General features: G+C 36.8%; 12 protein-coding genes. 6 read left to right on the top strand and 6 right to left on the bottom strand.

Going from position 1 to position 13033, the window contains the following annotated elements; all coding sequences use genetic code 11:
• Positions 1-452: 452 nt before the first annotated feature.
• A complete protein-coding gene (locus MUG87_RS15890) occupies positions 453-1403 on the top strand; it encodes an ABC transporter substrate-binding protein (RefSeq protein WP_247083423.1) in 951 nt (316 codons plus the stop codon).
• 406 nt (positions 1404-1809) lie between these two features.
• The gene (locus tag MUG87_RS15885) at positions 1810-3174 is read left to right on the top strand and encodes a peptide MFS transporter (protein WP_247083422.1); all 1365 of its coding nucleotides are present in this window, start codon (positions 1810-1812) and stop codon (positions 3172-3174) included.
• A gap of 77 nt (positions 3175-3251) precedes the next feature.
• Here MUG87_RS15885 and MUG87_RS15880 read toward each other — a convergent pair whose 3' ends face one another.
• From MUG87_RS15880 to MUG87_RS15865, 4 genes are all read right to left on the bottom strand, one after another.
• A complete protein-coding gene (locus tag MUG87_RS15880; RefSeq protein WP_247083421.1) occupies positions 3252-3428 on the bottom strand; it encodes an H-type small acid-soluble spore protein in 177 nt (58 codons plus the stop codon).
• Positions 3429-3573: 145 nt separating this feature from the next.
• A complete protein-coding gene (locus tag MUG87_RS15875; RefSeq protein WP_247083419.1) occupies positions 3574-3837 on the bottom strand; it encodes a metal-sensitive transcriptional regulator in 264 nt (87 codons plus the stop codon).
• A gap of 112 nt (positions 3838-3949) precedes the next feature.
• A complete protein-coding gene (locus MUG87_RS15870) occupies positions 3950-4237 on the bottom strand; it encodes an ArsR/SmtB family transcription factor (protein ID WP_247083417.1) in 288 nt (95 codons plus the stop codon).
• Between the two features lie 18 nt (positions 4238-4255).
• Positions 4256-4570: a thioredoxin family protein gene (locus MUG87_RS15865; RefSeq protein ID WP_247083414.1), complete on the bottom strand. Its 315-nt coding sequence runs from the start codon at positions 4568-4570 to the stop codon at positions 4256-4258.
• A 317-nt stretch (positions 4571-4887) separates the two neighbouring features.
• Between MUG87_RS15865 and MUG87_RS15860 the strand changes: the two genes are divergently transcribed.
• Complete coding sequence (locus tag MUG87_RS15860) at positions 4888-6513, top strand: lactate permease LctP family transporter (protein ID WP_247083412.1); 1626 nt, start codon at positions 4888-4890, stop codon at positions 6511-6513.
• A gap of 64 nt (positions 6514-6577) precedes the next feature.
• Here MUG87_RS15860 and aspA read toward each other — a convergent pair whose 3' ends face one another.
• Together aspA and MUG87_RS15850 are read right to left on the bottom strand one after the other, a co-directional pair.
• Positions 6578-8023 (bottom strand): aspartate ammonia-lyase, encoded by a 1446-nt coding sequence (gene aspA / locus MUG87_RS15855; RefSeq protein WP_247083410.1) that lies wholly within the window; start codon positions 8021-8023, stop codon positions 6578-6580.
• 412 nt (positions 8024-8435) lie between these two features.
• The gene (locus tag MUG87_RS15850) at positions 8436-8822 is read right to left on the bottom strand and encodes an SMU1112c/YaeR family gloxylase I-like metalloprotein (RefSeq protein WP_247083409.1); all 387 of its coding nucleotides are present in this window, start codon (positions 8820-8822) and stop codon (positions 8436-8438) included.
• 203 nt (positions 8823-9025) lie between these two features.
• Here MUG87_RS15850 and MUG87_RS15845 point away from each other — a divergent pair, with 203 nt between their 5' ends.
• The 3 genes from MUG87_RS15845 (at position 9026) to MUG87_RS15835 (ending at position 13017) form a co-directional block, all read left to right on the top strand.
• Positions 9026-10204, top strand: a complete 1179-nt coding sequence (locus MUG87_RS15845) for a NupC/NupG family nucleoside CNT transporter (RefSeq protein WP_247083408.1) — start codon at positions 9026-9028, stop codon at positions 10202-10204.
• Positions 10205-10758: 554 nt separating this feature from the next.
• Positions 10759-12027, top strand: coding sequence for a VanW family protein (locus MUG87_RS15840; RefSeq protein WP_247083407.1), 1269 nt, complete (start codon positions 10759-10761; stop codon positions 12025-12027).
• 207 nt (positions 12028-12234) lie between these two features.
• The gene (locus MUG87_RS15835) at positions 12235-13017 is read left to right on the top strand and encodes a formate/nitrite transporter family protein (protein ID WP_247083406.1); all 783 of its coding nucleotides are present in this window, start codon (positions 12235-12237) and stop codon (positions 13015-13017) included.
• Positions 13018-13033: the final 16 nt, after the last annotated feature.

The raw sequence follows: 13033 nt of genomic DNA, 5'->3' as shown, positions 1-13033 counted from the left end.
TATAAGTATAAGTAGCTTTTTCAAAATAACAGCAGCAGAGAATTAAACATGCAAGATCTCTGGCCTGAACAGGCACGTGCCTCTTTCCTATCTATATAAGTCTACATGATTTGTTCGACATAGACACAACAAGAAAATCACAGCTTCAGAACGCCTTGCTACGTGTGTATGTTCTTACTTGACACGCGTATCTCTTAGGCACTGACCGCAACCATACATTGCCCGTTCTTCTTTCCCACCCCAAAAAAGAATGTAGGTTTTTCTAGTTGTACTTATATAGAAGCAAGCCATTTTTCAATTTGTATGTATATATGTTCAGTCTAACGAACAATAGAAAGGGCGTCAACGATAATGATAATTTTTTTCAATTAGATGTTGACAATCATTCTCACACAATATACTATTTTGTTTGTGAATGAAAATAATTATCAATAAACTTTGGAGGTACATATATGAAAAAAACGTCTTGGGCTATGCTCATGCTACTTTTTTCTTTAGCACTTGTAGTAAGTGCTTGTGGTAAAAAAGAAGAGCCAAAGCAAGAGGAAAAGAAATCTATCACCTATACGGTGCAGCATGCAATGGGTTCAACGAAAATTAAAGGTGAACCAAAACGTGTTGTTATTTTGACAAATGAAGGTACAGAAGCAGTTCTTGCGATGGGCATTAAACCTGTAGGTGCTGTACAATCTTGGACAGGAAATCCATGGTATAAGCATATTGAAAAAGATATGAAAGATGCAAAAGTTGTCGGTACAGAAAGTGAAGTAAATCTAGAAGCAATTGCAGCATTAAAGCCAGACCTTATTATTGGTAACAAAATGCGTCAGGAAAAAGTGTATGAGCAATTAAATGCAATTGCTCCAACTGTATTCTCTGAAACATTGCGCGGTGACTGGAAAGAAAACTTCAATTTTTATGCCAAAGCTTTAAATAAAGAAGCTGAAGGTAAGAAGGTTATGGAGAAGTACGAATCTCGCATTAAAGACCTACAAGGCAAACTTGGCGACAAATTAAATCAAAAAGTATCTATTGTACGCTTTATGGGCGGAGATGTACGTATTTATCATAAAGATTCTTTCTCAGGTGTTATTTTAGAAGAAATCGGCTTTAAACGTCCAGAATCTCAAGATAAGCCTGACTTTGCCGAGAAAGGTGTGACAAAAGAACGCATTCCAGCAATGGATGGCGATATCTTGTTCTACTTTACTTATGATGAAGGCGATGGTAAAGGAAAACAAGTACAAGACGAGTGGGTAAAAGATCCATTGTTCCAAAACCTACAAGTTGCCAAAAACAAACAAGTATTTGAAGTAAGCGACACAATCTGGAACACAGCTGGTGGTGTAAAAGCAGCTAACTTATTCCTTAATGATATCGAAAAGTATTTCTTAAAGAAATAAAAGGCTATCCAGTTTACTCTTGGGCATGAGCGTGGTATAAAACCGTGTTCATGCCCTTTTATGTTACTCAGACTTATTATATCGGCTAAGCTATTCATACCATTTCATACTAAAGTACATATTCCCTCCGTCTAAATGGCGTATAAACAATTTGTTTTTCAACATATTAAAAAGAGCACAAATGAATTTATCCGTAAATAAATTATTTTTGAATAATTTATTTTTTTATTTAATTAAAATTTTTAGATTATATAAGATAAAAAATTTTTAGATACGCTTGATATACCAACATATAAGACTTTTTTACCACTTTACCTTTTTATCCCATTGACTTTTGAATAATTATTGCATTAAAATGATTACCGTATAAATTGTTGGAAAATTTACGAAATGAGGAGGAATTAGAATGGATGCAACTGTACAACATACAAAAAAACATCCTCCGGGCTTATACTTGCTTTTCTTTACAGAAATGTGGGAACGGTTCAGTTATTACGGTATGCGAGGCCTATTGGTACTTTATTTAACAACTTCTTACTTAAGTGGAGGTCTTGGTGTTAAAGAAAGTACTGCTATGCTTCTATATGGTGTTTTCACAGGAACGGTGTACTTTACCCCTATATTGGGAGGCTATTTAACAGACCGCTTCTTGGGAAGACGATTTGCAATTACACTTGGCGGTATTGTCATGGCTGCTGGTAACTTTGTTTTATTTGCGCTTCACAGCCAAATCGGCTTATATATCGGTCTAAGTCTTTTAATTATCGGTAACGGCTTTTTCAAACCGAATATCTCTACACTTGTTGGTGAATTATACGGTGAAAATGACAAGCGCAAAGATAGTGCTTTTACGATCTTCTACATGGGCATTAATTTAGGTGCTGTTTTCGCACCGCTTGTATGCGGATTCTTAGCAGAAGATTTCTTTAAAACAACAGTTGATGGCGTAGAAAAGTTTGGATTTAAATATGGTTTCTTAGCTGCTTGTATCGGTATGATTATTGGTCAAATTATCTTTAATGTACTTGGTCCTCGCTACTTAGGCGACATCGGTAAAGAACCGACTAATAAAAAAGTACCTACGTCTACTGCTGCTCCAAAAGAACCATTGTCAAAAAAAGAAAAACAGCGTACAGCAGTAATTCTAATTTTAACGTGCTTCAGCGTATTTTTCTGGGCAGGCTTTGAACAAGCAGGTAGTTCATTTACGCTTTACACACAAAAATTTGTAGATCGTTCTATTTTTGGATGGACAATGCCAATTTCTTGGTTCCAGTCTATTAACCCATTGTTTATTATCTTATTTGCACCGGTCATCTCATTACTTTCAATTAAATTAGCGTCTACTAAACGCGGCGATTTCAGTGCTCCAACGAAAATGGGAATTGCATTGATTTTAATGGGTGGCGGCTTTATCATCTTGCTTGCTTCACTAGCAGGGACAGGCACAGATCCTGATCATGTAGTAAATAAAGCAAATATCCTATTTATTATTATGACGTACTTCTTCCACACAATTGCTGAGCTATACCTATCTCCGGTTGGCTTGTCGATGGTAAGTACGATCGCACCTGTTAAACTTACGTCTTTATTGATGGGTGTATGGCTTGCAGGTTCCGGTATTGCAAACTACCTTGCAGGTGGACTAGCTGCCTTTACATCAACATTAGGATTCGTCGAAGTCTTTATGGTAATTGGCGGTACAGCCATTGTTCTTGGTATCCTTTTGCTAGTAGCTTCACCGAAACTTCAAAAAATGATGAATGCGTAAAGAAAAACGCAGTTAGGCAATACGACCTATATAAACGAACATATAAAAGAGCCGGATACATTTATCCGGCTCTTTTATTATTCTTGTAGCTCCGAAACATTAACTTGGACGGTCTCATGGGGGTTTGTTATATCGTGAACTTGCGCGACAGCGTTTCCTTCATCACAGCTTTCAATCCATACAGATACACCATTATACGAAACAGGAATATTTGCAGGAGACGACAAAATTTGCTTTACTCTTTTTACATCCATATGTATCCTCCTCTTTTTGAATTCTCTTTTATCATGCCTTAATCCATGATAATTATAAGACAGAACACTAACAAAAATTCTTGTTTCCATATGGCGATTTTTCAGGAAGCCTGTAAATAGGCAACGCTAGGTTCTCAACATTGCTTTATCTACTTTTAACAAGAAGATTTACGGCTTCTTGAACTAAGTTTTGCCCTTCATATTCTCCCTTTTCAATCTGATCTCGTAAGCATTGTTCTAAGTTTGTTCCTACAATAACACCTATTGTGCGATCGATTGCAGAGCGTGCTGCACTTAATTGTGTAATCACATCCTTACATTCCTTTTCCTCTTCTAACATACGGAGTACTCCCCGAACTTGCCCTTCAATTCGCTTTAAGCGATTTTTCATTTCTTGTGTGTATTCCATTATATAACCACCTTCTCCAATACTGTTATAGGTATATTAATACACCAAATATCCATTGTCAAAATACACAAAAACAGCTTGAAGATGCTCAAGCTGTTTTTGTGTATTTCTATCAAGTAAACAATGTGCCCATTACATGATTTACTTTATCGTCTTGTACTTTATAATATACTTCCAATCCACGTCGTTGAAATTGGACTACCTTTGTCTGTTTTAACTTTGTTAAATGCTGCGAAACAGTAGATTGTGGTATTTGCAGTGCCTCTTGCAATTGAGTCACGTTACAAGTACCGCGATTCATCAACTCTTTAACCAATCGTAATCGTAATGGATGCGCAAGCGCTCGAAGCATTTGTACATCATCTTCAGAAATATTGTAATCAAATTTTTTTGCACACATGTTTTTTCCCCACATTCTTTATATATGTTTTTGTAAGATATTATCCAAGAAGCTTTTTGGCTGAGAGTCAGTGATGTGCTTGAAGGGATTTCCTTCTTTAAAAAGAACCCATGTTGGGATGCTTGTAATACCGAGCTGATATGCTACTGCTTGACAGCGATCAACATTCACCCTTACCACTCGTAATCGATCTCCCCATTGCTCATCCAATTCTTTTAGAACTGTTTCAGTCATGTGGGAAGCTCTGCTCCAAGGTGCCCAAAATCCTACAAGAACAAACCCGTCTTGTACAGAATCAGAAAAACTTTCATCTGTAGCATTAACAATGGCCATCTACATGCACCTGCTTTCTTCCAAAGCTTCTTTTTTATCTTTTTATTATGTTTTTTATCTATTGTACTATATAAGATATAAAATCACAATGCTAACGACTCATAAAACGAACAAATACCATGTATTACCTATATTATAGCGATTTTGTTACATATATTGAGATAACATGTCATAATGTGTCGAATCAGATTGACACACAATACCTCCTCCAACTATACTTATGGCATAAGATGATTGTGAAATTTTTCACAAAATATGTGAATCATTTCACAAAATATATCTGTTTCATATACATTCTTTAAAAGGAGATGCTTACAATGAATACATGGACTCAACTGTACGACCCCATGCAAAATATCTGGCTTTCTGCTCTTATGGCCGCTATTCCTATTATCTCATTTATTGTCTGCTTGACTGTGTTTAAAATGAAAAGTTATATCTCCGGACTTATCAGTGTACTAATTGCTGTTTTAGTAGCTATCTTTGTATATGATATGCCAGCTCCCCTTGCTGCAACCGCTGCTGGCTTTGGTGCCGCCTATGGCTTTTATCCGATTTGTTCTATTGTAATTGCCGCAATCTTTCTATATAAGCTTACTGTTAAAACAGGACAATTTAATGTCATCCGTAACAGTATTGCTTCTATCACAGATGATTCTCGTCTACAAGTTCTTTTAATCGCTTTTTCCTTTGGTGCATTTTTAGAGGGCGCTGCCGGATTTGGTGTACCAGTTGCTATTACCGCAGCTCTACTAGTCGGTATGGGTTTTGATCCTCTTAAAGCAGCAGGTGTTTGTCTGGTGGCAAATATTGCTGGAGGTGCCTTTGGTGCTATGGGTATCCCTGTTACTGTTCCTGCACAGCTTACACAGTTAGATGCTTTAGCCGTTGGAAGACATACAGTAACTGTTCTGCCATTTATCAGCTTAATTGTACCGTTTCTTCTTGTATTTATGATTGATGGGTTTAAAGGTATTAAACAGACATTGCCCGCTATTCTTGTTAGTGGGGGCTCATTCGCGATCACACAATTTATCGTACTCTACTTTTTAGGAGCAGAACTTGGTAATATTTTCTCTGCTGTTGTCAGTATGGTTGCACTTGCTTTATTCCTTCGCATTTGGCAACCAAAAGAAAAATATCATTTTACGGAAAAACAAGCAAATGAGAAACAAAGCTATTCTTTGGGTCAAATATTGTATGCATGGTCACCTTTTGCATTTTTAACTGCATTCGTAACCATCTTTAACTTAAAATTTATGAAAGCACTTTTTGCACCGGGTGGCTCTTTAGAAGGCCTAGTATATAATGTATCCATTCCTGGTCTGAACAATGCTGTTTTGAAAACAGCACCAATCGTTCCACAGGATACACCGTTTCCTGCTGTGTTTAAGTTAGACGTTTTCTCTTCTACTACAACAGCAATTGTGCTGGCAATTATTATTTCTCTGCTTGTATTTAAAGCGCAAAAACAACTGGTGAAAGAATTGACAATTGAAACAATAAAAGAGTTAAAAGCTCCTATCTATACAATTTGTAGTGTAATTGCTTTAGCTTATGTCACAAACTATTCTGGCATGTCATCTACACTTGGTCTTGCACTTTCATCTACAGGAGATGCATTCCCTATTCTATCACCTATACTTGGTTGGATTGGTGTATTCCTAACAGGATCGGTTGTATCTAGTGGTTCTCTATTTGCCCCATTACAAGCTGTTACGGCAGCACAAATTGACATGGCACCGGCTACACTTGTTGCATTAAATGTAGTTGGAGGTACAATGGCTAAAATGGTATCTCCACAATCAATTGCAGTCGCGTGTGCTGCAGTTGGCCTTGTTGGAAAAGAGTCCGCCTTGTTTAAAACATCCATTAAGTACAGTGTGGCACTTCTTCTGTTGATTAGTTTATTACAATTCGGCTACGTATTCCAAATCTTTTAAGTATATTCAAAAGACTTCCCTTATTTTATAAGGGAAGTCTTTTGATGAAAGGTTTATTATCATCTCAAGCTTCTTGATGTTGTCTTTTCTCTGCAAGCAAAGACGCACCTGCAATTTCAGGGTGTGTCATTTCAAACGGATCTAGAATTACATCAAGTTCTGCTTCTGTTAAAACACCATAACTAATACACAGTTCTCGAACAGATTTACCAGTTAAAATCGCTTCACGTGCAATACGTGACGCTGTTTCATATCCAATATGAGGATTGACTGCCGTAATAACACCAACACTTTGCTCCACATATTGCTTTAGGATTTCTTCATTAGCTGTAATACCAGCGACACAATACTCTCTAAATACCTCGAAAGCATTATTCATAATATCAATAGACTGCAGAAGATTAAAGACAAGTACCGGCTCCATGACGTTCAATTCCATTTGTCCAGCCTCAGATGCCAAGCAAATTGTATGGTCATTGCCAATAACCTGAAATGCAACCTGATTAATCACTTCAGCCATAACCGGATTTACTTTCCCTGGCATGATAGATGAACCAGGCTGACGCGGAGGCAGCTGAATTTCCGCTAAACCTACACGCGGGCCGGAAGCCATCAAACGCAAGTCATTTGCTACCTTTGACATATTCATCATACAAACTTTTAAAGCGGCTGATACTTCCGTATAAGCATCTGTATTTTGCGTTGCATCTACAAGATCTTCTGCACCTACAAGTGGAAAACCACTGATTTCCGCAAGATGCTCAACAACTCGTTCAATATAACGTGGATCTGCGTTTAGACCTGTTCCGACTGCTGTTGCTCCCATATTAACTTCATATAAATGTTGACGAGATTGTTTCATACGTTTTATGTCTCTTGCTAAAACGCGGCGGTATGCTTCAAACTCTTGACCTAATCGGATAGGCACTGCATCTTGTAAATGCGTTCTTCCCATTTTAATAATATGATCAAATTCCTTCGCTTTTTCTGCAAATGCATCATGAAGCTTTTCAGCCGTTCCAAGTAGCTTTTCAAGCATGTCCAATACAGCGATATGGATGCCTGTTGGAAAAGCATCATTAGTAGATTGTGCCATGTTAACATGAGAGTTAGGACTTAATGTTGCATAATCTCCCTTTTCTTTGCCCATAATCTCCAAAGCACGATTTGCAATTACTTCGTTCGTATTCATGTTAATAGACGTTCCTGCACCGCCCTGAATAGGATCAACCATAAATTGATCATGTAGAGACCCTGCAATAATTTCTTCAGCCGCCTGTACAATAGGACGAGCTAAGTCCGGGCGTAAGTATCCTGTTTCCATATTGGCTAAAGCAGCTGCTTTTTTAACCATTGCCATCGCAACAATGAGTGAAGGATGTAATCGATAGCCTGTAATTGGGAAGTTTTCAACCGCGCGCATCGTTTGTACACCGTAGTACGCATCTTTTGGTATCTCTTTTTCTCCAAGAAAATCTTTTTCAATACGAGTTTCTATCATAACAGTCATTTTTCTATCCCCTGTTTGTATAGTCTATGTGTATATACGTTGAAAAATAAAATGAACTTTATTTTTGTTGTGCTAAAGTCAATTCCCGCTTTTGGATATTCGCTTATAGGACTTTTTTGTGCTATGCATGCAGGTTTTGTCTGTACTTTCTGAACAACTTTAATTCCTCAGCACCTTAAATCTGAATCAAATTTGGGCATAGCCTACTTTACACATACAAAACAATATTTTCCCTGAAAAACTTTTGTTTGGCAAGAGAAAATATTAACAATTGCTCCCTACGCCTCAAATATATAATAACATCACTTGAAAGCGCAATCATTTATTCTGTACAATGAAAAATAATATTATTCAGAAAAAACATACAACAAAAATAGGCTTTTCTGAAAGCCTATTTTTTGTGATGTGTATATCATACTTCATAAATTTCCAACGGCAAGCCATCTGGGTCTTGAAAAAACGTGAATTTCTTTCCAGTGATCGGATCAATCCGAATTTCTTCAACCTGTATACCATGTTCTTTTAGAGTCGCTGCGGCAGTTTCTACACATTCTGTTTCAAATGCTAAATGTCGAAGACCCGTTGCTTCTGGAAAACTAGGGCGTGCTGGTGGATTAGGGAAAGAAAACAGTTCAATTTGGTACAAACCGTTCACAGCCAAATCAAGCTTATACGAATCGCGTTCCTTCCTATATACTTCATTCACAATTTTAAACCCTAACACTTCCGTATAAAATTGTTTAGAGATTTCGTAATTACTACAAATAACCGCAACATGATGAATTCGTTTTAACATCATGGATTACACATCCTTTCATGTATATTCTCATTGTAACTGTTTAATCTATAAAGTGAAACTTCCATTAATAAGGGGCATCCCAAAATTCATGGCAAGTTAGATAAATTGAGTTTTTTCAAGCAACATTCTGCTTCAAAAAACAGTTTGAAAAGTGGTTGCTTATCGCTTACGGACAGGACTTTAACTTCTTAGGAGGACTTCTCATGAAATTTGTAACATTCGTACTAGGACTACTTGTTGTATTTGCATTGGCGTATATAGCAAGCAACAATCGCAAGCATGTGAAATTAAAACCAATTCTGATTATGCTTGTAGTCCAATTGATTTTAACATTTCTTCTGCTCAACACTGAATTCGGGCTCATTTTAATTACAGCCATCTCTAATTTATTTGGAAAGCTTCTAGAATACGCAGCGAGTGGTGTTAACTTCGTGTTCGGTGGTATCGCCAATAAAGGTGCTATGGTATTTTTCCTAGACGTGCTTCTACCAATTGTCTTCATCTCTGTACTCATTGGTATTTTGCAACATTTTCGCATCCTACCTTTTATTATTCGCTACATTGGATTAGCACTAAGTAAAATTAACGGTCTAGGACGCCTAGAATCTTACAATGCAGTTGCTTCCGCTATTGTAGGTCAATCAGAAGTATTTATTACCGTAAAAAAACAATTAGCTCATATACCTCCGCATCGCATGTATACGTTATGCGCTTCCGCAATGTCGACAGTTTCGATGTCTATTGTTGGAGCTTATATGACCATGATTGAGCCTAAATACGTTGTTACCGCACTGGTACTAAACTTATTTAACGGCTTCATTATTGTCAACATCATTAATCCATATGAAGTCAAAAAAGAAGAGGATATTTTAGAGGTTCAATCAGAAAAGCAAACATTTTTTGAAATGCTGGGTGAATATATTTTAGATGGATTTAAAGTTGCTATTGTTGTTGGTGCCATGCTCATTGGATTTGTTGCTCTTATCAGTATGATAAATGATTTATTTAATGTGATTTTTGGTATAACTTTTCAGGAGATTCTCGGTTATGTATTTGCACCGATCGCCTTTATCATGGGGGTGTCCGGAAAAGAAATTGTTTCAGCTGGAAGCATCATGGCAACAAAGCTTGTGACAAATGAATTCGTCGCTATGATGGATTTGGCCAAAATTGCTAAAACATTGTCACCTCGCACAGTTGGTATTATCTCTGTGTTTCTTGTTTCATTCGCTAATTTTTCTTCCATTGGTATTATTGCAGGAGCAGTAAAAGGATTGCACGAAGAACAAGGCAATGTTGTTGCACGATTTGGCTTAAAGTTGTTATATGGAGCCACACTCGTTAGCATACTTTCTGCTATCATTGTGAGTGTTATGCTATAACAACTTCGCTCACCTCTTGTATAAGTCAGCACCTGTTAAAATTCTTTGTCGCTTTCCACAATATTTAACAGTGGTAATGCTTTAACACAGCTATGGTTTAAAAATCGTAGCATTTTATAACCGAAAAGAATAATATCATTCATGTTAAATGATACAAAAAAATGTATGCTTACCTAAAATGACTAATGTGTTTTCCAAAATTTTAGGTAAGCATTTTACTATACGAATATTAGGTAAAATGTTACAATAAAATTCCAAAGACATAACTCTTCGCTTTACCATCCACTTATGACTAAATACTCTTTTCATAACAAGATAAAACATATTACAAAAACGTAACAAATTTTACTTTTTAGTTACATAAACCCCTTTTTAGTAGTATAATAGTAAGTAATATGTTGTGCAATAGCAATATAACAGCCATGTACATACACTTCATATGCTGTCAGCAAAAGAAGCTTTACATTTCTGTAATCACAATACGTCATTAGTCTAAACGCCTGTGAAATATATGAAAAGCATGCACTACATACAAAGCACTAGGGGGAAAACGAATGAAAATGCGCAATTGGATTATTGGCTCCGTTATTGCCGGAGGCGTAGGTCTATGTGTAGCAGGCGGTGTTGCATACAGCTACACATCGAAACTAAATCAACAGCTTGACACATACGTCTTGCCTCATACTTCCTTTGAGGGCATTTCTTTGGACGGGAAAACAAAGAAAGAAGTGGAAGAGATTGTACAGCAAAAAGTTGATCAATTGAATCAGCAAACAATTTCTTATACGCTAAATGGAGTAACAGAGACATATACTTGGAAAGACTTAGGTGTTCAATATAAAGGGACTGATGTAGCTAAGCAAGTTTTCGAAGAGCAACAAGGCAACTTGAAAGAGCGCTATGATTTTCGAAAGAAAGCTGAAAGTGACGGGTTAAACCGCTCCTACAAGCTAGAAGCAAAACTGGATCCCCAGAAATATGAGGCATTTATAAAAGACAAGTACAACAATCTGTTAAGTAAACCTAAAAATGCTTCTATCGCTATTAACGGTACTGCCATTACCATCACAGAAAGCACAGACGGTTCTCAAGTTGATAAAAATCAACTTAAAGCTTTAACAGAGCAATCTATCGCCACAGCTAATCCCCAAATTCAAGTACCTATTATGGCAGTACGCCCAGAACGTACTACTGAAGATGTAAAAAACATGGGCATTACGGAAGTAATTGCTGAGTATCGAACACCAATGAATGGACGAAATGCGAGTCAAACATTTAATGTACAACGCGCCGCAGGTACATTAACAGGCGCATTTGTTGCACCTGATGAAGTATTTAGCTTTAACGGTCGGGTCGGAATTACAGATGCAAAAAACGGCTACCAATCTGCGGCTGTTTTTATTAACGGGAAAATAGAACAAAGTGCAGGCGGCGGTGTATGCCAAGTCAGCAGTACACTTTACGGTGCTGTGCTACGTGCTGATTTAGCAATTGTTGAGCGCAGTAATCACTCCTTACCAGTTGGCTACATTCCATTAGGGCAAGATGCCGCTGTAGCTGATTATGGTCCAGACTTGAAGTTTAAAAATAATACAGGCAAACATATCTACATTCAATCTTTTGTTGAAAATAATCAAGCAGTTGCCCGTATTTTTGGAACCAGCACAGGAAAGAACGTACAGGTTTCTTCTAAGGTTATTAGCGATACAGATAAAGCAGTCGTTGTAGACACATATAAAACCGTTACATTAAACGGGAAAGTATTGCAAAGCGGTCGCATTTCAAAAAGCACATATAAAAAACCAGAAAAAGCAGGAGCTTAATGCTCTTGCTTTTTTATGTTTAGTCCTCTTTATAAGTTGTTAAGCAGTTATTCATATTAAATCACCAGTACTCTTATCATTTTCATTCTTAACTAGTCTGAATGCTTATTACTTTTGACTCAGAATGTTTTATGTACCAGTCGGGTATCTTATAACTAGTATATTTGTTCATATTCCTAGGACACATGAAAGATTGGTGAGAAATGTATGGAAAATAAACCATTACAATCAGTAGAGTATTTAGCCTTAAAAAAATTAACCGTATTTCGTCAAAGTATTGTGCAGTATATAATGAGAGCTATATTGGCTAGTATGTTTATTGGATTCGGTGTAATCGTGGCATTCAAATCAGGCAACTATTTTTATACGGAACATTCACCACTAGCATATCCCATGGCTGCACTCACATTCGGTGCAGCAATCATTCTTATCGCATACGGAGGAGCAGATTTATTTACTGGAAATACATTTTACTTTACATATGCTGCATTACGAAAAAAAATGAAGTGGCGAGATGTATTCATATTATGGGCTACAACGTATGTGGGTAACATTATTGGCGCTATCTGTTTTGCCTTTCTAATTTATACAACTGGACTGTTTCACGACCCTTCTGTGAATGGCTTCTTACTTAGCGTTGTAGAACATAAAATACATGTTCCAACAAGCCAATTATTTTTTAGAGCGATTTTGTGTAACTGGTTGGTTTGTTTGGCATTCTTTATTCCCATGGCATTCAATTCAGATGGACCAAAGTTATTTGCTATGGTGTTGTTTGTATTTTGCTTCTTTATTTCTGGATATGAACACAGCATTGCGAATATGTGCACATTTGCAATTGCCCTTGTATTAAATCACCCTGGAACGATTTCATTTCAAGGTGTCATTCATAATTTAATTCCTGTTACAATCGGTAACATTATAGGTGGAAGCATACTTATGGGTGCTTTTTACTACTATGTAAATAAACCGTTTTTAGATAAAGAGTGAATATTGGTGATAAAGT

The sequence above is a fragment of the Ectobacillus sp. JY-23 genome (assembly GCF_023022965.1).
Taxonomy (GTDB): domain Bacteria; phylum Bacillota; class Bacilli; order Bacillales; family Bacillaceae_G; genus Ectobacillus.
This window is presented reverse-complemented; position numbering and strand designations above follow the sequence as displayed.